At 68.8% G+C, this 22,771-nt stretch carries 26 protein-coding genes and 1 pseudogene; 17 read left to right on the top strand and 10 right to left on the bottom strand.

What is annotated here, in order from left to right; genetic code table 11:
* Nucleotides 1-55 precede the first annotated feature (55 nt).
* Nucleotides 56-1,030, bottom strand: coding sequence for a TerC family protein (locus ACE3P2_RS04005; protein ID WP_374261319.1), 975 nt, complete (start codon nt 1,028-1,030; stop codon nt 56-58).
* A 340-nt stretch (nt 1,031-1,370) separates the two neighbouring features.
* Here ACE3P2_RS04005 and ACE3P2_RS04000 point away from each other — a divergent pair, with 340 nt between their 5' ends.
* Complete coding sequence (locus ACE3P2_RS04000) at nt 1,371-1,592, top strand: SlyX family protein (protein ID WP_374261353.1); 222 nt, start codon at nt 1,371-1,373, stop codon at nt 1,590-1,592.
* A 165-nt stretch (nt 1,593-1,757) separates the two neighbouring features.
* Nucleotides 1,758-2,675 (top strand): hypothetical protein, encoded by a 918-nt coding sequence (locus ACE3P2_RS03995; protein ID WP_374261316.1) that lies wholly within the window; start codon nt 1,758-1,760, stop codon nt 2,673-2,675.
* Nucleotides 2,676-2,747: 72 nt separating this feature from the next.
* Here ACE3P2_RS03995 and ACE3P2_RS03990 read toward each other — a convergent pair whose 3' ends face one another.
* Nucleotides 2,748-3,647 (bottom strand): hypothetical protein, encoded by a 900-nt coding sequence (locus ACE3P2_RS03990; protein WP_374261314.1) that lies wholly within the window; start codon nt 3,645-3,647, stop codon nt 2,748-2,750.
* 72 nt (nt 3,648-3,719) lie between these two features.
* A complete protein-coding gene (nadC, locus tag ACE3P2_RS03985) occupies nt 3,720-4,571 on the bottom strand; it encodes a carboxylating nicotinate-nucleotide diphosphorylase (RefSeq protein ID WP_374261311.1) in 852 nt (283 codons plus the stop codon).
* A gap of 289 nt (nt 4,572-4,860) precedes the next feature.
* On the opposite strand from nadC, the gene ACE3P2_RS03980 reads away from it, so the two are divergent.
* Nucleotides 4,861-5,439 carry a PEP-CTERM sorting domain-containing protein gene (locus ACE3P2_RS03980; protein ID WP_374261308.1) on the top strand — a complete coding sequence of 193 codons (579 nt, stop codon included), beginning with the start codon at nt 4,861-4,863 and terminating at the stop codon, nt 5,437-5,439.
* A gap of 619 nt (nt 5,440-6,058) precedes the next feature.
* Entirely contained in the window at nt 6,059-6,772 is a 714-nt protein-coding gene (locus tag ACE3P2_RS03975; RefSeq protein WP_374261305.1) for an EF-hand domain-containing protein, read from the top strand.
* Between the two features lie 27 nt (nt 6,773-6,799).
* Here ACE3P2_RS03975 and ACE3P2_RS03970 read toward each other — a convergent pair whose 3' ends face one another.
* Both ACE3P2_RS03970 and miaA read right to left on the bottom strand, forming a co-directional pair.
* Nucleotides 6,800-7,264, bottom strand: a complete 465-nt coding sequence (locus tag ACE3P2_RS03970) for an OsmC family protein (protein ID WP_374261302.1) — start codon at nt 7,262-7,264, stop codon at nt 6,800-6,802.
* A 43-nt stretch (nt 7,265-7,307) separates the two neighbouring features.
* Entirely contained in the window at nt 7,308-8,264 is a 957-nt protein-coding gene (gene miaA / locus ACE3P2_RS03965; protein ID WP_374261299.1) for a tRNA (adenosine(37)-N6)-dimethylallyltransferase MiaA, read from the bottom strand.
* 48 nt (nt 8,265-8,312) lie between these two features.
* Between miaA and ACE3P2_RS03960 the strand changes: the two genes are divergently transcribed.
* From ACE3P2_RS03960 to ACE3P2_RS03930, 7 genes are all read left to right on the top strand, one after another.
* Nucleotides 8,313-9,224 carry a TraB/GumN family protein gene (locus ACE3P2_RS03960; RefSeq protein WP_374261296.1) on the top strand — a complete coding sequence of 304 codons (912 nt, stop codon included), beginning with the start codon at nt 8,313-8,315 and terminating at the stop codon, nt 9,222-9,224.
* Nucleotides 9,225-9,250: 26 nt separating this feature from the next.
* A complete protein-coding gene (locus ACE3P2_RS03955) occupies nt 9,251-9,994 on the top strand; it encodes an N-acetylmuramoyl-L-alanine amidase (protein ID WP_374261293.1) in 744 nt (247 codons plus the stop codon).
* A gap of 79 nt (nt 9,995-10,073) precedes the next feature.
* Entirely contained in the window at nt 10,074-10,817 is a 744-nt protein-coding gene (locus ACE3P2_RS03950) for an EI24 domain-containing protein (protein WP_374261290.1), read from the top strand.
* Between the two features lie 2 nt (nt 10,818-10,819).
* On the top strand, nt 10,820-11,593 hold the full coding sequence (locus ACE3P2_RS03945; RefSeq protein WP_374261288.1) for a competence/damage-inducible protein A: 774 nt from the start codon (nt 10,820-10,822) through the stop codon (nt 11,591-11,593).
* 3 nt (nt 11,594-11,596) lie between these two features.
* Nucleotides 11,597-11,974 carry a hypothetical protein gene (locus tag ACE3P2_RS03940; protein ID WP_374261285.1) on the top strand — a complete coding sequence of 126 codons (378 nt, stop codon included), beginning with the start codon at nt 11,597-11,599 and terminating at the stop codon, nt 11,972-11,974.
* 59 nt (nt 11,975-12,033) lie between these two features.
* Nucleotides 12,034-12,582 carry a hypothetical protein gene (locus ACE3P2_RS03935; protein ID WP_374261282.1) on the top strand — a complete coding sequence of 183 codons (549 nt, stop codon included), beginning with the start codon at nt 12,034-12,036 and terminating at the stop codon, nt 12,580-12,582.
* A 215-nt stretch (nt 12,583-12,797) separates the two neighbouring features.
* Complete coding sequence (locus tag ACE3P2_RS03930) at nt 12,798-13,670, top strand: alpha/beta fold hydrolase (protein ID WP_374261279.1); 873 nt, start codon at nt 12,798-12,800, stop codon at nt 13,668-13,670.
* A 57-nt stretch (nt 13,671-13,727) separates the two neighbouring features.
* On the opposite strand, the gene ACE3P2_RS03925 is transcribed toward ACE3P2_RS03930, so the two are convergent.
* The 4 genes from ACE3P2_RS03925 to ACE3P2_RS03910 form a co-directional block, all read right to left on the bottom strand.
* Nucleotides 13,728-14,621 carry a DMT family transporter gene (locus tag ACE3P2_RS03925; protein ID WP_374261276.1) on the bottom strand — a complete coding sequence of 298 codons (894 nt, stop codon included), beginning with the start codon at nt 14,619-14,621 and terminating at the stop codon, nt 13,728-13,730.
* Nucleotides 14,622-14,640: 19 nt separating this feature from the next.
* Entirely contained in the window at nt 14,641-14,958 is a 318-nt protein-coding gene (locus ACE3P2_RS03920; protein ID WP_374261273.1) for a chorismate mutase, read from the bottom strand.
* Nucleotides 14,959-15,250: 292 nt separating this feature from the next.
* The gene (locus tag ACE3P2_RS03915; RefSeq protein WP_374261271.1) at nt 15,251-16,288 is read right to left on the bottom strand and encodes an NAD(P)H-dependent flavin oxidoreductase; all 1,038 of its coding nucleotides are present in this window, start codon (nt 16,286-16,288) and stop codon (nt 15,251-15,253) included.
* A 58-nt stretch (nt 16,289-16,346) separates the two neighbouring features.
* Nucleotides 16,347-17,015, bottom strand: a complete 669-nt coding sequence (locus ACE3P2_RS03910; protein ID WP_374261351.1) for an SDR family NAD(P)-dependent oxidoreductase — start codon at nt 17,013-17,015, stop codon at nt 16,347-16,349.
* Between ACE3P2_RS03910 and ACE3P2_RS03905 the strand changes: the two genes are divergently transcribed.
* The 6 genes and pseudogenes from ACE3P2_RS03905 to ACE3P2_RS03880 all read left to right on the top strand — a co-directional run bounded on the left by ACE3P2_RS03905 (nt 16,974) and on the right by ACE3P2_RS03880 (nt 21,136).
* Complete coding sequence (locus ACE3P2_RS03905) at nt 16,974-17,252, top strand: hypothetical protein (protein ID WP_374261355.1); 279 nt, start codon at nt 16,974-16,976, stop codon at nt 17,250-17,252. The two genes, ACE3P2_RS03910 and ACE3P2_RS03905, sit on opposite strands and share 42 nt — an antisense overlap.
* Before the next feature lie 9 nt (nt 17,253-17,261).
* On the top strand, nt 17,262-17,795 hold the full coding sequence (locus ACE3P2_RS03900; RefSeq protein WP_374261267.1) for a hypothetical protein: 534 nt from the start codon (nt 17,262-17,264) through the stop codon (nt 17,793-17,795).
* 50 nt (nt 17,796-17,845) lie between these two features.
* Nucleotides 17,846-18,637: a hypothetical protein gene (locus ACE3P2_RS03895; RefSeq protein WP_374261265.1), complete on the top strand. Its 792-nt coding sequence runs from the start codon at nt 17,846-17,848 to the stop codon at nt 18,635-18,637.
* A 447-nt stretch (nt 18,638-19,084) separates the two neighbouring features.
* Entirely contained in the window at nt 19,085-19,459 is a 375-nt protein-coding gene (locus tag ACE3P2_RS03890; protein WP_374261262.1) for a hypothetical protein, read from the top strand.
* A 222-nt stretch (nt 19,460-19,681) separates the two neighbouring features.
* Nucleotides 19,682-19,933, top strand: a pseudogene (locus tag ACE3P2_RS03885) (GNAT family N-acetyltransferase); the annotation flags it as partial.
* Between the two features lie 324 nt (nt 19,934-20,257).
* The gene (locus tag ACE3P2_RS03880; protein ID WP_374261259.1) at nt 20,258-21,136 is read left to right on the top strand and encodes a GyrI-like domain-containing protein; all 879 of its coding nucleotides are present in this window, start codon (nt 20,258-20,260) and stop codon (nt 21,134-21,136) included.
* Between the two features lie 127 nt (nt 21,137-21,263).
* Here ACE3P2_RS03880 and lpdA read toward each other — a convergent pair.
* The coding region (gene lpdA, locus ACE3P2_RS03875; protein ID WP_374261256.1) for a dihydrolipoyl dehydrogenase at nt 21,264-22,771 on the bottom strand (1,508 nt) is incomplete at its 5' end.

Genomic DNA, 22,771 nt, shown 5'->3' with positions numbered 1-22,771 from the left:
GGCCGCTTTTTTCAACCCGCCATTATCGCCCGCCACCGGGGCAGCGTCGAGGTGGTCAGTGCTGGCGCTGCAATTCGCGGCGCTCGCGCAGCAGCGACAGCGCCACCGCCCCACCGATCAGCACCGCCACCACGGCCAGCGACACCAGCACCGGGATCTTCACCACGTCCACCAGCAGCATCTTGGCGCCGATGAACACCAGCACCAGCGCGAGGCCGTACTTGAGCAGCGAGAAGCGGTCGGCCATGCCGGCCATCAGGAAGTACATCGCCCGCAGGCCCAGGATCGCGAACAGGTTGGAGGTGAGCACGATGAACGGGTCGGTGGTGATCGCGAAGATTGCCGGGATCGAATCGACGGCAAAAATCACGTCGGACAGCTCGACCATCACCAGCACCAGGAACAGCGGCGTCACGTAGCGCACCGCACGACCGGCCTGAATGCGGGTCAGGAAGAAGCGCTCGCCGTGGAGCCGGTTGGTGACCTTCAGGTGGCCGCGAATCCAGCGGATCAACGGGTTGTCGGCCAGATTGGGCTGCGCGTCTGCGAACCACCACATCTTGACGCCGGTGACGAGCAGGAAGGCGCCGAACACGTAGAGCAGCCAGTGGAACTGGGTGATCAGCCAGGCGCCGGCAAAGATCATCGCCGTGCGCAGCACGATGGCGCCCAGCACCCCGTAGGTGAGGACGCGCTTCTGCAATTCGAGCGGGATCGCGAAGTAGCTGAAGAGCATCAGCCAGACGAAGACGTTGTCGATGGCCAGGGATTTTTCGATCAGGTAGCCGGTGAGGAACTCGAGCGCCCGCGTGTTGGCGATTTCCCGCCCGCTGCTGGCGTCGAGCCAGGCCCACAGCGCTGCGGCGAAGGCCAGCGTGACGCCGACCCAGATGCCCGACCAGGTGGCCGCCTCCTTGAACGAGACCCGATGCCGGCGCCCGCCGCCGACGGCGAACAGGTCGATGGCGAGCATTGCCAGTACCAGGGCGAAGAAGCCCGCCCACATCCACCACGTGCCGATTGTTTCCATGAAAATTGTCTCCAGGCTGGATTGCGTCTGCCGTTCCGTCGCGCCCCGTGGGGCGCATAAAGCGGAACGGCCCTTTGTCCAGCGAGGACGAAGGGCCGCAAACTGCCTGAAAGGGTGCCTTCGCCATCGCGGCAAAGGTCTTGCTCGTTGCCATGCGCGGCATGACAACCCGGAACGCCGGAAAGGGCGAAACGCCTTTTCGTGGTGACGACGTGCCGACGGAAGAGCTACTCCCCCTTGGGACCATTCAAATTTAGGCGATCCGCGCGGATCGGTCAAGGTTCGCGGTGTGGCAAGGCTTGGCGACACGGCGCCGGGCTGGAACAATCCGGCCTTTGTCATTGACGCCGAGGGCATCATGGAATCCAGGCTTACCGAAATCGAGATCAAGCTCGCCCTCACCGAAGATCTGGTGGACACCCTCAACCTGACGGTGCATCGCCAGCAGGAGCAGATCGACGCACTGCAGCGTCAGATCCGCCAGCTTTATCAGCAGATGCAGTCGGCCACGCCTGCCGCCGAGGCGCGCGACCTGCGCGACGAGATTCCGCCCCATTACTGAGCGCCGGCCGTATTCCGCCGGGTTTTCTGCGCCGTTGCGTGGCGTACTGAACGGGGCTCACGCTTTTTCACGCCGGATCGCCGTGGGCCCGGCTATAACGGGTTCGGGCCAGGTTCCGCCGCCGCGTCGGGCGCCCCCGCAGATAAGAATGTCAGGAGAAATGCCATGCCAAATGCCGATCCGAAGCACATTGCCGCCGAAGCCCGTACCCACGCCGCCGAGGCCGCCGCCAGCCTCGGCGCGCTGCCCGATGGCGTTTCGCTCTCCCGCTTCATCGCCGATTACGCGGCAGTGGGCGACATGGTGCATTACGTGACGGTCCCCGAGCCCGCCGCCGATGCGGTGCGCAAGGTGAGCGCCGCCCATGGCCCCGAGGGGGCTCGCACCTTCCTGCGCGCCGCGCTGGCTCAAGGCGCTGCCGATCTGGTCGAATCCGGCCGGCTCGATGCGCTGCCGCCGCGCATCCTCCATTACCAGCTCAAGCACCTCGCGCGGATCGCCGGCGCAACGGCCGCCAACGCCGACTGGATGGACATCGAGCGCGACCTGTTCCACAAGGATTTCGGCCTTGTCACCCTGCGCCTGTTCGCCGCCGCGGCGCAGCTGCTCGACATCCGCTGCGGCATTCCGCGCTCGATCCTGTTCACCGAGGGGGCGCTCGCCAGTGTCAGGAAGGGGCAGGCGATCATGGGCATGGGGGGCTTCAAGCCCTACGTGCAGATCCACACCCACTTGTCGGATCTGGACGATTTCAACGAAGAGGGCTGGAACGCCTGCTACCGTTGCTGCGCCGAGCTCTACGAGCGCATGCCGCAGTTGCTGGGGATGTTCGGCGCCAGCTGGTTCTACGACCCGGCGCTGGACGAGATCAGTCCGCGCCTCGCCTACCTGCGCAAGATTCCGGAGGACGGTGGCGCGCACCTGTTCTACGTGAGCAGCGGCGGCAGTCAGATCGACAACGCCACCTCCACTTCGCCGAGTCGCCGCAAGCTCTACGAGGAAGGCAAGTACATGCCCAAGAGTTACATGCTGGCGTGGGGCAGGCGCGAGCAGATGGCTTGGGCGAAGCGCAATCCCGGTTGATCGCCGACGCCCGGTCGGAAAACGGCCCGGCGGACGCGTGGGATTTCGCGTTGGCCGGGACGTTGCACGGGATCAGTGCAGGGTTTCGGGGCGGGTGAGGGGCTGCACGTCCACCCACACGTCGCCGTCGTCGCTCTCGCGAAGTTGCAGGCCGAAGGTGGCGAACGCGGCCTGCACGTCGCGGCGCAGCGGCGCGTCGGCCAGTTCGCCGGCCGCGATGCCGTGGCCGGCGGCGAGGTGCTGGGCGGTGGTCAGCCACAGGGGCGACAGGAACGACTGGGCGACCCGCGCGTGCATCTCGGCGCTCACCGCGGCGAGGGGCTGGCCCATGCCGTCGAGGTAGCCCTGTACGTGGGCCATCGCCTGCATGAGGTGGGCAATGCGACCGAGACTCTTGGCGAACAGCTCGTCGAGATTCTGATCGGCGTAGTAGAGGGTGATTTCCTCCTGCATCGCGGCCGGTAGCGCCTCGACGAGTGCCGCGAGGTGATTGAGCAGGAGGTCCGAGTCGGCCGGCAGCGACCACGCGCTGCGGCGGTTGATGCGGTATTCCTGCCACATGGCGGCGACGATGGGCGCCAGCGCGCGGGCCAGCGGGGCGTCCTGGGCGTCGGCTTCCGGCGCGGGGCGGGCGGCATCGTGGAGGCGCCAGCATTCCTTGTGCAGGTGATGGATCAGGCGGGCGATTTCGGCCCCGTCGCCTTCGAGGATCTGCCACAGCCGGGCGCCGTCGAAGAGGAGCGCGAAGCGCGTGCCGTCGGCGACGATGCGCGACAGATGCTCGCCGGCGACGGGCGTGGCGCCGAAGCGTTGCTCGGCCGCCTGCAGGGTGTCGGTGACCACGATGCGACCGAGGGCCGACAGGTCGAGGTCGGCGTCACGGGCCTGGATGCGCTGCAGCAGGGCCTCGATCACCTGGCGCAGCGTGGTGGCGTTGGCGCTGGAGACGGGGCCGTCGAATTCGATGGGCATGGCGTAAAGCTCGGGGGCGGAAAAAACGAAAGGGCCCGGGCGAACGCCGGGCCCCGCGCGGTGAGGGACGACTCAGTCTTCCTCGACGTGGCGCAGCGACAGGTCGATGGCGCGCACGTCCTTGGTCAGGCTGCCGATCGAGATGCGGTCGACGCCGGTCTCGGCGATCGCGCGCACCCGTTCGAGATTCACCCCGCCGGAGGCTTCGAGCTCGGCGCGGCCGGCGGTGATCTCGACCGCCCGACGCATCTCGTCGAGCTTCATGTTGTCGAGGAGGATCATCTTGGCGCCGGCGGCGAGGGCTTCCTCGAGCTGGCCGAGGTTCTCGACCTCGACCTCGATGAACACGTTGGACGGCGCGTAGGAGCGGGCCTTCTCGATCACCGCCTGGATGCTGCCGGCGGCGATGATGTGGTTTTCCTTGATCAGGATGCCGTCGTAGAGGCCGATGCGATGGTTGGTGCCACCGCCGACCTTGACCGCGTACTTCTGGGCCAGGCGCAGGCCCGGCAGGGTCTTGCGGGTGTCGACGATCTTGGCCTTGGTGCCGGCCACCGCCTGAACGAAGGTGGCGGTGAGCGTCGCGGTGCCGGAGAGCAGCTGAACGAAATTGAGCGCGGTGCGCTCGGCGGTGAGCAGGGCGCGGGCCGAAGCGTCGATCTCGCACAGCAGCTGGCCGGGCTTCAGGCGCTCGCCGTCGCGGGCGTGCCAGATCACCGAGGCGTCGGGCTCGAGGGCGGTGAAGGCGGCGTCGAACCACGCGGTTCCGCACAGAACGGCTTCCTCGCGGGTGATGACGCGGCCACGGGCCATGCGGCTGACGGGAATGAGTCGGGCGGTGAGGTCGCCGGTGCCGATGTCTTCGGCCAGGGAGGCCGCCACGGAGCGCTGGACTTCAACGCGAAGCTGTTCAGTAAATTCCATCGGGATTCACCCTGCTAAGGTCCAAACCGGAATTCTATCACCCGGGCGTCACACGGACGAACGCCGCCCGCGCGTTGGTGAGGCACCCCATGCGCGTCGGCGTGAGGCGGGGGGCGCGACGCGGGGCGGACAATTCGAATGGCTATTTGACCCGAAATGGGGTCAGGCTTTTTTACAATTCCCGATATGGGTATGTGGTTATTTTATTCAAATATTTGAACTTAATTGGCTTTTATTTTTTGGCATGGATGTTGCTGAATCGCGGTTTTCATTTTTCGAGGGGATATTCGTGTTGAAAAAACTCGCGGCCATTCTCGCCATGACGGTCGCCCTGCCCGCCTTTGCGCTGGTCGCCGAAAAGGAAAACAACGGATCGATAGCGCTGGCCCAATACGTCGGAATCGCCGGTACGGGTACCGAGGTCATTTCGGGCGCGATCGTCGGCAATCTGCCGGGCGGCAAGGCCGACTACGATTTCTACGACCTGGGTCGCTTTGCGACGGGGGGCAACATCGCAGTCACCCTGGCGACGCAGTTCGATCCGTTCATTGCGCTGTACAACTCGACCGGCCAGGTGGTGGCGTACAACGACGACTATTTCGGTTCGGACTCCTATTTCAACTACAAGGTCGCCGTCGAGGACACCTATTACCTGGCGATCCTCGGCTTTGGCTCGGGTCTGCTGGGTCAGCCGTTCAATGCGGCGACCGCAGGTAATATCGGCTCGACGGGCAGTTATCAGGCGACGGTGGCTTATTCCGGCGCGCTGGTCGAGACGCAGAGCGTGCCCGAGCCGTCGGGGCTCGCGCTGGGTATGCTCGCCGTGCTGGGAGGAGCGAGGCTGCGGCGTCGGATAGCCAGCGCGTGAAGTTTCATTTCCGGCCCGGCCGGATGAATGAACGGCACCGGTATTGCGACCGGTGCCGTTTTCATTTTCAGGGCGCGCTGCCCGGGTGTCGGGTTGGGGTGGGAATGACCCGCTGGAATAAGGCTTATTTCATTTGGCCGTGTGGCAAGGTGATTTTTCACGGTTGAATCGAATTGGATTTGATCTGTGCGTGAATCAGTTCCGCATTTGATGTAGGTAATCGATCGGAAAAGAGGTGGAGGGGCGGGCAAGGAATCCTGTCACGTTCGGCGTGCCGAAACGGGGTGCCGGCGCGCAGAGGCGTCGTGGGTCGGTGGGCGGGGGCACTATTTGCCGCCGTGGCGGCGTGTCGCCCACGGTGCCGCGGAATGGCGCGGAATTGTCTTGCCATTGCGGCAAGCGACAGGGAATGCCTGGCGGCAGCTTTTTCCGGGATGGGCCGAAAGGGGGCATCGGCGCTCACCCCGTGCCTGGCCTACGCCGTTGGCTTAACGTGTTTTTACTCGCCTTAACCCGATCTGTCGGAAGGCAAACCCGATTCGGGCCGTCATCTTGCTATGCGTAGGGGGCTGGCGAATGCCGTCCGACGCATTCCGGCACTCAACGGAAAGGAACAATCATGGTCAGCAGCATCAGCAGTAGCGGCACATCGGCGGTGGCGATGTCGCGTCCCGATCCCGCCCAGATGGTGAGCAGGCTGTTCGCCCGACTGGACGCCAGGGGGCAGGGCTTCATCGAGCAGAGCGATCTCCAGTCGGCATTCAGTCAGGCCTTCGGCAATGCGACGTCGGGCACCGACGCGAGCAGCGACAGCAGTGCGCTGTTTGCGGCACTGGATGGGGACAGCAACGGCAAGGTGACCGAGAGCGAGTTTTCGAGCGGTCTGCAGAAGCTGGCCGAGGCGCTCGACAACCAGGCCTTCGGCAGCCGCGTCGGCGGCCATGGAGGCGGTGTGGGGCGGCCGGGCGAGGCGGACGGGGACGATGCGGGTTTGACCCAGGACCAGCTCAAGCGTCAGCTGCAGGAAATGGGCTCGACCGACAGCGCGCGTGCGTCGTTGCTCTCCCGCATCGTCAGCAATTTCGACAAGGCGGACAGCGACGGCGACGGCAAGGTGACACGCGCGGAGGCGATGGCCTACGATCAGTCGACCCGGGCTGCGAGCGCTACCGGCAGCGGCTCCGCGAGCGTCACGGAGGTCAGCGCTGGCGCGTCGTCCGAATCCAGCCGGGCCGAGGCGCGCCTGCTGCATCGCCTGATGGCGCTAATGCACAGCTACGGCAGCGATTCCACCACGGCGACCACGGGGCAGGGCCTGTCGGTGTCGGCCTGACCCGGGGCGGGCGCCCGGCGCGAGGGCTCAGAAGCGGGGTTCGCAGCGGACCTCGCTGCGCACCGAGTTGGCGATGAAGCAGGCGTCGTGGGCTGCGTGGTGGAGCGCCTCGATGTCGTCGCGGCTGGGCAGGCGTTCGCCGGCAAAAACCGCTTCGGGGCGCAGCGTGACCACCGTGACGGCGAGCCTGCCGGTCGCGTCGCGACCCATCTCGCCGATGGCGTGGTCGGTGTAGCGGTCCACGCAGAAGCCGCGTTCGGCGGCGAGGGACAGAAACCACAGCATGTGGCAGCTCGCCAGCGAGGCCACGAAGGCTTCTTCCGGGTCGATGGCGCCGGCGTCGGAATAGGGCAGCGGCACCACGTGGGGCGAGGCCGACGCCGCGACTTCGGCGCCGCCGTCGAAGTGCCAGCGGTGGGCGCGGCTGTAGCGCTGGTCTAGGAAGGATTGGCCGTTGCGTTGCCAGACGACGTCGGCGGTGTGTTGGCTCATGGCCCGGGTCTCCGGTGCGGGGTTGGCCGGGCGTGGCCGGCGGTCAGTCGAGGCCCCGTGAGACCGCGGCCCAAACCGCGTGTTCCGCGTCGGCGGCGAGGCAGTCCACCTCGACCAGATCCCCCCAGTGCTCGCGGAAGTTGCGCTGCCAGGTGAGTTGGCGCTTGGCGAGCTGGCGGGTGGCAAAGATGCCCTTGTCGCGGAAGGTGGCGAGGTCGCACTGGCCGTCGAGGTATTCCAGCGCCTGGCGGTAGCCCACGCAGCGCATCGACGGCAGCTTGGGGTCGAGCCGGTAGCGGCGGCGCAGGTCGATCACTTCGTCCACGAAGCCGGCCAGCAGCATCGCGTCGAAGCGCAGCGCGATGCGGGCGTGGAGCACGGCGCGGTCGCTGGGGGCGAGGGCGACGGGGATGAAACGGTGGGTTGGGGCGAGGGCTTCGCGGCGGGCGTAGCTGTCGGCCAGCGGACGGCCGGTGAGGCGGACGATCTCCAGGGCGCGCTGGATGCGCTGGGCGTCGTTGGGTTCGAGGCGCGCGGCGGCGTCCGGGTCGAGCCCGGCGAGTTCGGCGTGCAGCGCCGGCCAGCCGCGCGCGTCGGCGGCGTCTTCGATGTCGCGGCGCAGGTCCGGGTCGGCCTCGGGGAGTTCGGACAGGCCCTCGCGCAGCGCCTTGTAATACAGCATGGTGCCGCCCACCAGCAGCGGAATGCGCCCGCGGGCGGTGATCTCGCCCATCAGGCGGCGGGCGTCCTCGCAGAAGCGGGCGGCCGAATACGCGTCCTCCGGGCTCACGACGTCGATCAGGTGGTGTGGGCACGCGGCCCGCTCGTCGGCGCTGGGCTTCGCGGTGCCGATGTCCATGTCGCGATAGACGAGGGCCGAGTCGACGCTGATGATCTCCACCGGCAGCCGGCGGGCCAGGGTCAGCGCGCTGGCAGTCTTGCCGCTGGCGGTGGGCCCGAGCAGCAGGATGGCGGGAGGAAGCGGAGCGGTTTCGGGCATGATGCGTACCTTGATGAGCCGCGCATTGTAGCGGGTGGAGAAATGAGCTTGAGCGCTTTGCTGTGGAGAAGAGGCCGGCAGGCGGTGGCGCTGTGCGCGTTGCTGCTGTGCTGCGGCCTGGCGATGGCCCGCGGGCCGCTTTACCTGTGGGAGCTGCGCGACGCCGACGGGGCCTTGCGGGCGTGGCTGTACGGCACGATCCACGTCTGCGACGCGGCCTGCTTCCCGCTGCCGGCCGAGGTGCGCGGGGCGCTGGAGGGTGCCGACAGCCTGGCCCTGGAACTCGATCCGGACGACCCCGAACTCGGCCCGCGGCTCGGCGAGGCCGCGGCGCTGCCCGAAGGCGCGCGTCTCGATGCCCTGCTGCCCGCCGCGTTGCGGCCGCGTCTGGCCGCGGTGGCCGCGCGCAGTGGCGTGCCCGACGCGATGCTGCAGCGCCTGCAGCCGTGGATGGCCAACGCCGTGCTCAGCCTGCGGGCGGCGCAGATCGCGGGCTTCAGTGTCGATCAGGGCGTCGACCTGTGGCTGGCGCGGGCCATCCGGGCGCGAGGGCAGGCGCCGTGGGCGCTGGAGCGCGTGGAGCGGCAGGTGGCGGCGATGCAGGCCGGTGGCCCGGCGGCGCAGGTCGCGAGCCTGGCCGAGACGGTCGCGCTGATCGAGTCGGGTGGCGCCGAGGCTTACTTCGGCGCGATGCTGGAGGCCTGGCGGCACGGCGACGTGGCGCGCATGGACTACCTGATGCGCGAGGAGATCGGCAGCCCCGAGATGGCGCCCCTGATGGCCGAACTGCTCGATCGGCGCAACGTCGAAATGGCCGACGCGATCGTCGCCCGCCTCGAGGCGGGCAAGCGGCCCTTCGTCGCGGTGGGCGCCGGCCATTTCGGTGGCGCGGGTGGCCTGCTCGAGTTGCTGGCGGCGCGCGGTTTCCGGCTGCGCCAGGTCGAATCCGCGGCCGACTGAGCCGCCAACCCTGATTGGAGACACGCATGAACCCAAGCGCTCGCCGGCCCGTCCGGCGGATTGCCGCCCTCGTCGGCGCGGTCGCGCTGCTGGCCGCCGGCATGGCGACCGCGGCGGTGCCGGTGGCCGTGGACGTCGGCCACTTTCTCGCCAAGCCGGGTGCCACCAGCGCCTACGGCGTGCCCGAGTTCGAGTACAACCAGTCGCTTGCCGCGGTGATCGCCACCCGGCTCGAAGCCGATGGCGTGCCGGTGCGCCTGATCGGCTACCGCGGCGAGATGGAAGACCTCTACGCCCGCGCGCCCCAGGCCGAGGCGGCGGGGGCCGGGTTCCTGCTGTCGGTGCATCACGATTCGGTGAAGGCCGAATTCCAGCAGCCCTGGGTGTGGGAAGGCCGGCAGCAGATGTACTCGGAGTACGCCTCGGGCTTTTCGCTGTTCGTGTCGCGCAAGAACCCGCGCCTCGCCGAGAGCCTGGACTGCGCCAGCGCCATCGGCGCCGCCCTGCGCCAGGCCGGCCTGCACCCCACGCCCCACCACGCCGAGGCCGCCGGCATCGGTCGGCCGTGGGCCGACGAGACCAACGGCGTGTATTACTACGACAACCTGGTGGTGCTGCGCACCGCCACCGTGCCGGCGGTGCTGCTGGAGGCGGGCGTGATCGTCCACCCCCGCGAGGCGGCCGAATTGGCCACGCCGACGCGGCGCGCGCTCACCGCCGACGCGGTGGCCGGCGGGCTGCGCGCGTGCGGCGCCACCGCCAGCCCGTGACCGCCGCCCGACGATCGGGGAAAATGGCGGTCTTGCCCGCGGCGCCGCGCCGCCGTCCGTCGAAAGGAGCCTCCCCGGCATGAAGACCATCCTGCTCTCCTACCTCTCCGCCCTGCGCAGCCTCGGTCGTCCCGGCGTGCTGTGGCACCTGATGTGGCCGACGCTGGCCGCCAGCCTCGTGTGGACCGGCCTGCTGGTGGTTAGCTGGGGGTCGCTGGTGGCGCTGGGCAGCGGGTTCATCACCGCGCTGCCGTTGGTGGGCGACTGGCTCGCCACGTCGGACGGCGCGCTGCTGGTGGCGCTGCTGATGTTCAAGATCGGGCTGGTGCTGCTGGCGCTGCCGGTGATCTACGTGACCGCCGCCTTCCTGGTGGCCGCCGTGGCCCTGCCGCTGATGCTCGAACGGGTGGCCGCCACCGATTACGCCGACATCGAGCGGCGCTGCGGCGGCAGCCCGATCGGCAGCGTCTGGAACGCGCTCACCTCGGTCGTCCAGTTCCTGCTGCTGCTGGTGCTGAGCCTGCCCCTGTGGCTGATTCCCGGCGCCGGGCTGCTCATCTCGCTGATCCTGACCGCCTGGCTCAACCAGCGCGCCTTCCGCTACGACGCGCTGATGGCCCACGCCGACGCCCACGAGATGAAGCAGCTTCCCGCCGAGCACTCCGGCGGCCTGTTCGGCGTGGGCCTGCTCGGCGCGGCGCTGGCCCACGTGCCGCTGCTCAATCTGTTTGCGCCGGCCCTCTCGGGCCTGGCGTTCGTGCATTACCTGCTGTCGGCCCTGCGTGTGGCGCGCGGCCGCGAGCACATCATCGAGGTGAAGTGAACATGACTGCGGGAACCGCGCCGGCCATCGGCGCCATCATCATCGGCGACGAAATCCTCTCCGGGCGCCGCGAGGACAAGCACTTCGCCCGGCTGCTCGAACTGCTCAAGGCCCGTGGTCTGCGTCTCGCCTGGGTGCGCTACGTGGGCGACGAGCGGCCGCGGCTGGTGCGGACGCTCGCCGAGAGCTTCGCCACCGGCGACATCGTGTTCAGCTTCGGCGGCATCGGCGCCACGCCGGACGACCACACCCGGCAGGCCGCCGCCGAGGCGCTGGGCCTGCCCCTGGCGCTGCATCCCGAGGCCGAGGCCGAGATCCGCGCGCGCTTCGGCGACGAGACCACGCCCCAGCGCCTGCAGATGGGCGTCTATCCCGAGGGCGCCGACATCGTGCCCAATCCCTACAACCGCATTCCCGGCTTTTCGATCCGCAATCATTACTTCGTGCCCGGCTTTCCGGTGATGGCGTGGCCGATGCTCGAATGGGTGCTCGACCAGCGCCTCGCCCATCTTCACCACCAAGTGGATCACGTCGAGCGTTCGGTGGTGGTGTGGGAGGCCATGGAAGGCAAGCTCATCGACCTGATGGAGGCGATCACCGCCGACTTCCCGGACGCCACGCTGTTCAGCCTGCCCAGCGTGGGCGGGGAGGGGCTGCGGCGTCACATCGAGCTGGGCATGAAGGGGCCGACCGTCCGTGTCGAGGCCGCGATGGCACGCATCACCGCCGAGCTGACCCGACGCGGCTACGCCTGGGAAGCCCGCGCGGACCTGTAGGCGATGGCCGAACACCCGTCCTCCGCGTACCGGGATTTTCCGGGCCGGCGCTGGCTTGGCGTCGGGCTGCGCGCCGCCCATCTGGCCGGCGTGGTCGGCGTGGGCGCCAGCCTGCTGATGGCGGGCGCCGCGCCGTCGGTCCTCTTCGTGCTGCTGATGGTGGCTTCGGGTATCGCCATGGCGGCGCTGGATGCGTGGTCCAACCCGTGCTGGCTGCAGGAGTGCGCCGGGCTGTCTCTGCTGGTGAAGTTCGCGCTGCTGGGCTGGTTCGTCGTCGATGCCGCCGCGCGGCCGAGCCTGTTCTGGCTGATCCTGCTGTTCTCGGTGGTGTTCGCCCACGCGCCGGCGAGCTTCCGGCATCGCCGCGTGTCTCGTAACTGAAGTTTTCATACCGTATCCTTGCGCCCCGAATCGAAGCAACGGCAGCACGGGAGCGCGCAATGGGTAACGACTGGATTCTGGCCAAGACCGCGGCCGGGGTAGAGGAGATCGCAACCCGCGCAAGACGGGTTCCGCCGCGCCTGCGCACCGTGTTGATTCTCGTCGACGGCCGCCGCAGCGTGGCCGATCTGGTGCGCTCGGCGGCCGGGCTCGGCGACGTGCACCAGGCGCTCGAATCGCTGCACGACGATGGCTTCGTGTTCCGCGTCGGCTTTACCGGCCATCGGGCCGAGCTGGCCAGCCGCGCCTCGGTTCGCCACGAAGCGCGCGCCGAGACGCGCGTCACCACCCCGCCGCCGGCCCACCCCCGCAGCGTGCCGGGGCAGCGTCGTTCGCTGGCCCTGGCCCGGCTCTACCTGCTCAACACCATGGAGCAGAGCCTTCGCTTCGGCGACCAGCCGGTGCGCGAACGCCTGCGCAGCGCCACCTCCCGCGCCGAACTGCTGCTGGCCTTCGCCCTGTGCATGGAAATCGCCAGCGAGGTGGGCGTGGGACACGTGGATGTGATCGAGCGCAATTTCTTCGGCATGTTGCCCGACGAGGACTGAACCGGCGCGCTGTGCATCCTGTGGACATCCCGCCTCGCCGGGATGCGCGCAGGCGGCGCGCCGTGGTGTACTCGCGACGGTCCGTCGCCGCCCGGCTCTTCGCGCGGCGCCGGCGCTCGCCTGACTCCGGTCGAGTGCCGGCGGATCTCACAATAACCACGCGCGTCGCCCGCGGCATCGCCGCCGGGCCCCATGCCGCCGAGAAAGGAAACAGGATGACAACCCCCGACGCCAGCCCCCTCTCCGAAGCCGCCACCAGCCGCTTCGTGCGCATCACCGAGGGCGACCTCGACCTGCAACTGCACTACAACGACTGTGGCAGCGGCGCCGAGACGGTGGTGATGCTGCACGGCTCCGGCCCCGGCGCCAGCGGCTGGGCCAACTTCAACCGCAACATCGAACCGCTGGTCAATGCCGGCTACCGGGTGATCCTGATGGACTGCCCGGGCTGGAGCAAGAGCGACCCGATCGTGTGCACCGGCTCCCGCTCCGAGCTCAACGCGCGCTGCCTCAAGGGCCTGCTGGATGCGCTGGGCCTCGACAAGGTGCACATCATCGGTAATTCCATGGGCGGCCACAGCGCCGTGGCCTTCGCGCTGTTCAACCCCGGCCGGGTCGGCAAGCTCGTGCTGATGGGCGGCGGTACCGGCGGCCCCAGCCAGTTCGTGCCGATGCCCACCGAAGGCATCAAGCTGCTGCAGGGCCTGTACCGCGACCCGACCATCGAGAACCTCAAGAAGATGATGGCGGTGTTTGTCTTCGACACCAGCAGCCTCACCGACGCCCTCTACCAGGCCCGCCTGGACAACATGATGGCGCGCAAGGATCACCTGGAAAACTTCGTCAAGAGCCTGGCCGCCAACCCCAGGCAGTTCCCCGACTACGGCCCGCGCCTGGGCGAGATCAGCGCCCCGACGCTGGTCATCTGGGGCCGCGACGACCGCTTCGTGCCGATGGACGTGGGCCTGCGCCTGATCTGGGGCATGCCCAACGCCGAGCTGCACATCTTCAACCGCTGTGGCCACTGGGCGCAGTGGGAGCACGCGGACAAGTTCAACCGGATGGTGCTGGATTTCCTGACGCACTGAGCGGGTGTGCCGAAGGCCAACAAGCAGCATGAAGGGGCGACTTCGGTCGCCCGCCGCCTAAGCCCGCACCCTCAGCCGCTGCACCACCCGCCACGCGGTGTGCTGGTGCATCGCCAGCCCGGCGAGGATCAGCCCCGTGCCGGCGGCGACCCGTGGGCCGATGGCTTCGCCATTGAGCCAGTGGCCGAGCATCAGTGCCAGCACCGGCGTGATGAGGGTGATCAGCGCCACCTTCGACGCCTCCAGGTGGCGCACCACGTAGAAGTACAGCGCGAAGCCCACCGCCGAGCCGAACACGCCCAGATAGGCGATGGCGCCGCCGGCGCGTAGGGGCAGGTCGCGGGGAACCGTGCCGTCGGTGGCGAGCCACAGCAGCGCGAACAGCGGCAGCGCCACGACGATCGAGCCGATGGTGGTGGCGAGCGGCGGGCTGTCGTCGCCGATCCGCTTCATTGCCACCAGGCTGGCGGACGATGCGAGCACCGCGCCGAGCAGCGCGACTACGCCGGCGGCTTCATTCCCCCGCGCGTTGCCGCCATCGTGCAGGAAGATCAGCGCCAGCCCGGCGGCGCTCAGCAGCATGCCGCCGATCTTGATGGGGGTGAGGTTGCGCTCGCCCAGCCAGCGGGTGGCGAGCACGCCGGCGACGATGGGCGACAGCCCGAACAGCACCGAGATCAGCCCGGAGCCCACATGGCGGGCGCCCCAGTAGGTGAGCGCCATGGTGCCGAACAGCCCGAGGCCGCCCACCACGTAGGCGCGGCGGGCACGGGCGTGCAGCGGAATCGGGTAGCGCCCGAGGCGCAGGAAGAGGGCGGCCACCGTCACCCCGATCAACATGCGGGCGAGCACGGCAAAGGCGAAGCCGGTGCCTTCGGTGCTCCAGCGGACAGCCAGCGGGGTGGTGGACCAGATCAGGATGATCGATGCGTAGGCGAGCGGAACGGACATGGGTGTGACTCCTGCAGGATCAATCGGGATGTTGGGGCGAGGGCGGGTGGAAGCCGGCGCGGGCGGCGCGTTCCCTCTCGATGAAGGCGCCGATCATGGCGCGCCAGGTGGCCTCGACCACCGGCCGGCTGGCGCCGTGCTCGGCGGCCAGCGCGTCGACCCGCGCGAGCACCTGGGCGACCCGATCCGGCGCGGCCACTTCCGCATCGCTGCGTTTGAAGGTGGCCGCCTGGGTCACATAGGCGCCGCGCTCGGCGATGAGGGCGACCAGCTGGCGGTCGATGGCGTCGATGCGGTGGCGCACTTCGTCGAGGGATGCGCAGAGGGGGTACGACATGGGGAGCTCCTTTCGAGGGCTGAAAAAACACAAAGGCCGCGGTCTTTGCAGAACCGCGGCCTTTCGGTGAAATCGGAAAACTGGAGGGGTTAATCCATTCCGGGCCACGGACGCACGACGACGCGCCATGCACGCAGGGCACGGCGGTGAATCGGGGCGTAGGTGGCGGACAGATATTGCATCAGGCAATCATGCGGGCGGATCGTGCGGCGCGTCAAGCGGGCTGTCGGCCCGCGGCGCGCGATGCCGCCGGTGATCTCGCCGGGCCGGCGCGGTGCCGGCCGGGCGTGTTTCAGGCGCCGCTGGCGAGCCAGGCGGTGATCTCGGCCGCGGGCCGGGCCTGGCAGGCAGAGGCGTCCTGCCCGCACCACAGGGGCGAGAACGCTGCGTCGCCACGGGCTTCCGCCGCGCTGCGCAGGGCGGCGACATGGACGCTGGCCAGCGGAAAGGCGGGCGCCTGCGCGTTCATCGGGCCGAGCTCGCGCATCAGCCGGTTCATGATGCCGCGGGCGGGGCGGCCGGTGAACACGTTGGTGAGGGCGGTGTGCCGCGCGGCGTGCGAGCGGATGGCGTCCCGGTGGAGCGGGCTGGTTGTCGCCTCGTCGGCCAGCAGGTAGGCCGTGCCCGCCTGTACCGCCGAGGCGCCGAGGCGAAATGCCGCGCTCACGCCTTCCGGCGTGGCGATGCCGCCGGTGGCGATCACCGGAACGTCCACCGCCCGTACGATCTGCGGCAACAAGGCCATCGTGCCGACCTGCGTCGTGAGATCGTCCGACAGGAACATGCCACGGTGGCCGCCGGCCTCGAGCCCCTGGGCGATGACCGCATCGACGCCGTGCGCCACCAGCCAGCGCGCTTCATCGACGGTCGTTGCCGACGACAGCACGTAACTGCCCCAGCCCTTGACGCGTTCGAGCAGGTCGGGCTGCGGCAGGCCGAAGTGGAAGCTGACCACCGGCGGCCGGTACGGCTCGACGAGATCGGCGATGGCGTGGTCGAAGGGGGCGCGGCCGCCGCCGCTCGGTGGGGCGTCCGGGTCGAGCCCGAGTTCCACGCAGTAGGGGCGCAGCCGCGCGCGCCAGTCTTGCGCGACCGCGGGATCGGGAGCCGGCGGCGTGTGGCAGAAGAAGTTGAGGTTGTAGGGGCGGTCGGTGCCGCGCCGGATCGCTTCGAGTTCGGCGGCGAGTTGCGCGTGCGAGAGCATCGCGCAGGGCAGCGCGCCCAGCCCACCGGCATTGGAGACGGCAATCGCCATCGCGCTGCCCTGAACGCCGGCCAGGGGGGCCTGGAGGATGGGGTGGTCGATGCCCAGGATGCTGCGCAGATTCATGATGGCCTCTTCGGAGTGCGGCGGGTGTAAATCGCCCGGGAGGAGGATTATCGTCCAGTCAGAGCGTTTGCCCGTTGTCGGCCCGGAGAATTTGTCCGGTGATCGACGGCGCGTCGAGGAGCAGATGGATCGCCGCGGCGACATCCTCCGGCGTGGAAATCCGCTGCAGCGGCAGCGTGCCCGACAACTGGCGCATCTTGTCCTCGTAGCCCGACCACCAGCGCGTCGCCACGGCGCCCGGGGCGATGCCGTTGACGCGGATCTCGGGCGCCAGCGCCCGGGCGAGGGATCGGGTCAGGCCGTGCACGGCGGCCTTCGAGACGGCGTAGGGCAGCGACGAACCGTGGCCGGTTTCGCCGGCAATGCTGCCCACATTGACGATGGCGCTGCCGGACTGCCGGCGCAGATAGGGCGCGGCGGCCCGGCAGCAGTTGAAGGTGCCCTTCAGATTGACGGCGAACAGCGCGTCCCAGATCGCGTCGGTGACGCAATCGAGCGCGTCGAAGGGCAGTTGCCGGGTGATGGCCGCGTTGTTCACGAGATAGTCGAGACGTCCCCAGTGCTGGACGACGGCCGCGGTCATCGCCTCGACCTGGGCGTTGTCGGACACGTCGGCGCGAAGGGCCAGGGCGTCGCCCCCGCGCTTGCGGATGCGGTCGACGGTGGCGTGGGCGTCGTCGGCGCTGTGCGCGAAGATCACCGCGACGGCGCATCCCGCCTCGGCCAGCCGCTCGCTGACGGCGCGCCCGATGCCGGTGCCGCCGCCGACGCCACCCTGGTGCCGCTGGCCGAGCCGGTCTGCCCGATCCGCCGCCAGATCTGGCTGGTCATGCATCCGGACGTCAAACGCTCGCCGCGGGTGCGGGTGGTGGCCGATCTGCTGGTCGAGGTCGTCACCGGGGCCCAGGCCCTGCTGGCGGGCGCGCCACCGTCGGCCTGCCCCGGCGCCGCGCCGATCCCGTAAAGTCGCGGGATGAACGACGCACTGCATACCGTCCTCGAACTGGCGATCGTCGTGCTGTCCGTCGGGTCGGCGGTGCTGGCCTACCTGCGTCTGCGCGGGCGCGACTTCGGGCTGACCGATCTGCTGATCTTCGGGGCGCTCGCGGGGGCGGCGGACTGGGCGGTGTATCGGCTGTTTGCCGCGGTGGCCGGGCCCCACGCCGATTCGGCGGCCTACGAGGCGCTGGCGGCCTTGCTGGCCCTGTTCGCCCTGGTGCCGCTGGCGGGCGGCCTGAGCGCGGTGGCGCTGGCGGCGCTGTGGGTGTGCGCGTGGCGTCATGCCGGGGTGCGGCTGGGGCTGATGCTGGCGCTCGCGGCCGCCGTGCTGGCGCACTGGTCGGGCTGGGAGGGGCCATCGCCCGCGTCGCAGGAGGCGCGCGCGAACCCGCGCACGGAGGGCGAGGTGTGGGCGCTGGAAAACGGTGCCGCCAGCCGCGACGACTGCGACCGGCAGTCCCGTTCGAAGGCCTTTCGCGAGGGCTGCTACGCGCGCGTGGGGCGCTGAGCCGGGCGCGCGCGCCGGCCCGCTGGCGCGATGACGAGAAGGGAGGCGAGATGAATCCGCGACGCAACGGGCGGGCCCGCTGGGCCCTGGCGCTGGGGCTGGGCTGGGTGGGGGGCGCGATGGCGGCCGAGCCACCCTCGCCCCCGCCGGATGGTGAGCTGGTGGCGGCGTGGCGGGTGCGCGTTGGCGGCGACGCGCGGACGCATCGCCTCGCCATCTCGGCGGCCACGACGAACCCCGACGGACAGTTGAACGTGACGGCGGCCTACGGCTGGACCTACGCCGGCCAACTGCCCGTCGCGGTGTCGGCGTGGGCGGCGGACGACGGGCTGAGCCTCGATTTCGTCACCCCCGCGGGGGCGCGCATCCGTGCCACGCGCCGGGCCCGGGACGTGTTCGAAGGCACGCTCGTCGCCCCGACCGGCGCGACGCGCGCGGTGCGGATCGAACGGATGTCCGCCGCCGAGGCGAACGCCGAACTGGAGGCCGAGAAGCGGGCCCATGCCGCGCAGACCTTGATCCCGCCCGGCCAGGACGTGCCGCCGGCGTGCGCGTTCTTCTGGGGCGGCTGGGGCGGCGTGTGGAACGGCAGGGCGGTGCGCCTGTGGGTGGTGGCGGTGGATGCGGCGTGCGGCGTGCGCTATGCCTTTCGCTGGAGCGACAGCATGGACGTGCCGGCCACCTTCGGTACGGCGTCCATCGCCGACGGCGTGCTGACGGTGCCGTGCTCCACCGGGCGCTGCGCCTTCGCGCGGCACGGCGAGACGCTGTGGTCGGGTTATTCGGACCTCCACGTGCTCGTCAATCGCCCCGGCGGGGCGGTGCTCGAGCGGATCAGGTAACCCAGCGCCCTCATCGGGGTGCGCCCGCCGTCGCGGCCCGCGCACACGCACTTCCGACGTGTGAGATGTCCATGTCGATGCCTGCGTAGTCGCTACGCACGCCCCGACACTGACATCCGGCGCCGGCGTAAGCACATCTCACCCCTGCGTAGCGACATCCGGTGCCTGCGTAGTGACATCCGGTGCCGGTGTAGTCACATCCGATGCCTGCGTAATCACTACGCGACCACCGGATGTGACATCTCGTCCTTGCGTAGTGACTACGCAGGCATCGACATCGTGTTGCATGGCGCGCGCGGCGACTGCGCAGCCCCGCGATCGAAGGCGTCGCGCAGAACATGCGAATGCTGAAGGGATTATGCGTATCGGTTGACCTGCGCGGCCGCTGCCGGTAAGGTTCTGCTTCATGCAGTTCATCACAAACGTCATATCCACCGTGGAGGAATCATGAGCAACGTCAGCGAAAACACCCGCGTCAGCCCCAAGCAGATCCTGAAGGACATCGAGTCCTATCACGCCCTGTGCACGCTGACCGACTACAAAGCCAACAACCCCGCCAACAGCCGCGAGGCGGCCGACGCGGCCTACAAGCGCCTGCGTGAGGCCGAACAGAACGCCGTTGCCACCCAGGTTGCCGCCGCCGCGGGCGCCGACGCGCTCGCCGCCGCGCGTCGCGACATCCACGACGTGATCCTCGGCGCAAAGAACGAAGCCAAGGCCCTCTACGGCCCCAGCTCCGACCAGGTCGCCGCCCTCGGCCTGAAGAAGAAATCCGAATTCAGCCGCCGGAGCAAGAGCAAGAAGGAAACGCCGGCGGGTTGAGCGAACCAAAGCCGCCGCCCCGCTTCGGGACGACGGCATCACCATCGTCGGGAATGAAAGCGGAGCGGAGTGGTCGAACCGCGCTACCCGTGCGCACGCGGTTCGGCATCGGCGCTTTCGCCTTTTCTTTAACGATGCGTTGCACCGCCGACGCACAGAACACGCACGAAGACCTGATGCAGGCCATAGAGACCAAGCGATTCGTTCCTAAGGCAATTTGCCTTGGACGATGCCACCGATCTCTTCGATGATCTCCTTGCGCCGGGTGCCGCGTGCTTTCTGTCCCTCAGGCTCGAGGATAGGGATGCGGCACGTCGGGAGGCCGAGAAGCGTAGCCGCGACGACGAGCATGTGGCGGTCTGCCTGAAGGCGACCGGTCGGCTCGTCGGCGATCTGTTCGCGGTCCCTGACGGGGAGCCGGATACCTTGTCGGTGGGATGGCACTTCAACGCGCGGTTTGGCGGCGTCGGGCTGGCGATCGAGGCGGCCCGCGCCTTGTTCGCCGATCTGTTCGAAGCGCGGGGCGCGCGCCGCGGCGCTTTCATCTTCGAGCAAGACCGGCCTGACCGATATCGAGGACGTGGTGCCCCTGATCCGCCATCTGGTGAGCGACGGGTGGTGGATCACCGGGCAGACCCTCCTGATCAACGGCGGCTATACCACCAAGTAAGCCACCCGCCCGCGTCCGTGCCACCGGCCCTGAGCGGCTACGGCCGGTGGCACGACGATCGAGCAATCCCGGTCAAGACCTGGCCGGCCGGATCGGCCATGATTCGTCCCCGGAACTGAGGAGACGTGATGGACGATACCCGGGCGCAGGCTTATGCAGCGCGATTCGACAAGGTGCTACAACATATCGAGGCGAACCTCGGCGAGACGCTCAGCGTGGAGCGGCTGAGCCAGGTGGCCCACTTCTCCCGGTTCCATTTCCATCGGCAGTTTGCCGATTACATCGGCGTCGGCGTGGCGCGTTACATCCTGTTGTTGCGGTTGCGGCAGGCGAGCCTTCAGCTCGTCTTCAATCGCGGCCGGCGGGTGATCGACATTGCGCTGGAGGCCGGTTTTGAAAATCCGGAATCGTTTTCGCGGGCCTTCCGCAATACCTTTGGCTGTTCGCCGTCGGATTTCCGGCGGCGTCCGGACTGGGAGGACTGGCATACGCGCTACCGTTTCCGACTACCGGAAAGGAAGCTGAGCGTGCAGGTCGAGATCGTCGAATTTGATACAACCCTGATCGCGGTGCGGGCGCATCGTGGCCCCGTCGAGAAGATCAACGAGTCGGTGGCGCATTTCATCGAGTGGCGTAAGCGCACCGGGCTCTCGCCCAAGGACGTGGCGCGGACCTTCGGCATCGCCTACGACAACCCCGATACGACCGAACCGGCCCTGTTCCGCTTCGACATCTGCGGTGAGGTGGCGGGCGAGGTGCCGGCCAATGGCCAGGGCGTGGTGACCAAGACGCTGCCGGGCGGGCGCTGCGCGCGGGTGCGTCACCTGGGTTCGCACCAGCGTATCGGGGAGAGCATTTATGCCTTGTATCGGGACTGGCTGCCCGGGAGCGGGGAGGAGCTGCGGGATTTTCCGCTGTTCTTTCACTACCTGAACCTGTTGCCGGATACGCCGGAAGCGGCGCTGGTGACGGATATCTATCTGCCCCTCAAGTCCTTGCCGACGTAGGGCGCGACCCTGGGGCTCTCACCGTCCGGCGGGGGGCTGCGGCGGCCTCTGCACTGCCCGGATGCGAGGCAAAAAAATGGCGGCCCGAAGGCCGCCAAGCATCGTTGCAACAGGGATCTTTACGGTTTTACTTCTTGCGTGCCGGGGGCACGTCGGTGCAGCTGCCGTGGGCCACTTCCGCCGCCATGCCGACGGTCTCGCCGAGGGTCGGGTGCGGGTGGATGGTCTTGCCGATATCCACGGCATCCGCGCCCATCTCGATGGCCAGGCACACCTCGCCGATCATGTCGCCGGCCGAGGGGCCGACGATGGTGCCACCGATCACCCGGTGGGTCTCGGCGTCGAAGATCAGCTTGGTGAAGCCGTAGTCGGCGCCGTTGGCGATCGCGCGGCCGCTGGCGGCCCACGGGAACTTGGCGGTTTCCACCTTCTTGCCTTCGGCTTTGGCCTGGGCTTCGGTGTAGCCAACCCATGCCACCTCGGGATGGGTGTAGGCCACGCCCGGGATCACGGTGGCGTCGAAGGCGGCCTTGTGGCCGGCTGCGACTTCGGCCGCCACGTGGGCCTCATGCACCGCCTTGTGGGCGAGCATGGGCTGGCCGACCACGTCGCCGATGGCGAAGATGTTGGGCACGTTGGTGCGCATCTGGGCATCGACCGGGATGAAGCCGCGATCGGTGACGATCACGCCGGCCTTTTCGGCGCCGATCTTCTTGCCGTTGGGCGCGCGGCCCGCCGACTGCAGGATCATGTCGTACTTGACCGGCTCGGTCGGCGCGCCCGACGTTGCGTCCACTCCTTCGAAGGTGACGTACAGGCCGTCTTCCTTCGCATCGACGGCCACCGTCTTGGTCTTCAGCATGATCTTGTCGAAGCGGCTGGCGTTCTGCTTCTCCCACACCTTCACGGCGTCGCGGTCCGGGCCCTGCATCAGGCCGTCCATCATCTCGACCACATCGACGCGGGCGCCGAGGGTGGAATAGACGGTGGCCATCTCCAGGCCGATGATGCCGCCGCCGATGACCAGCAGCTTGCCGGGCACGAAGCGGAGCTCCAGCGCGCCGGTGGAATCGACGATGCGCGGGTCGCGGGGGATGAAGGGCAGATGCACGGCCGCCGAGCCGGCGGCGATGATGCACTGCTTGAACTTCACGACCTTCTTGGCGCCGGTCTTGTCCTGGCTGGTGCCGGTGGTTTCCTCGACCTCGATGTGGTTCGGGTCGAGGAAGTGGCCGTAGCCGCGGATCACGTCCACCTTGCGGCCTTTGGCCATGCCGGCGAGGCCGCCGGTGAGCTTGCCGACCACCTTCTCCTTGTGGGCGCGCAGGGCGTCCACATCGACGGTTGGCTTGGCGAAGCTGACGCCGGCGACGGAGGCGTGTTCCGCCTCCTCGATGACGGCGGCCACGTGCAGCAGGGCCTTGGACGGGATGCAACCCACATTCAGGCACACGCCGCCGAGGGTGGCGTAGCGCTCGATGATGGCGGTCTTGAGGCCGAGGTCGGCGGCGCGGAAGGCGGCGGAGTAGCCGCCGGGGCCGGCGCCCAGCACCACCATGTCGTACTCGACATCAGCGGCGCCACCGTGGCTGGCAGCGGCCGGCGCGGCCACCGGCGCCGCGGCAGGCGCCGCAG

This window comes from Zoogloea sp. (assembly GCF_041911615.1).
GTDB lineage: Bacteria > Pseudomonadota > Gammaproteobacteria > Burkholderiales > Rhodocyclaceae > Zoogloea.
Note: the sequence above shows the minus strand (reverse complement) of the source record. Positions and strands in the feature narration are given on the sequence as shown.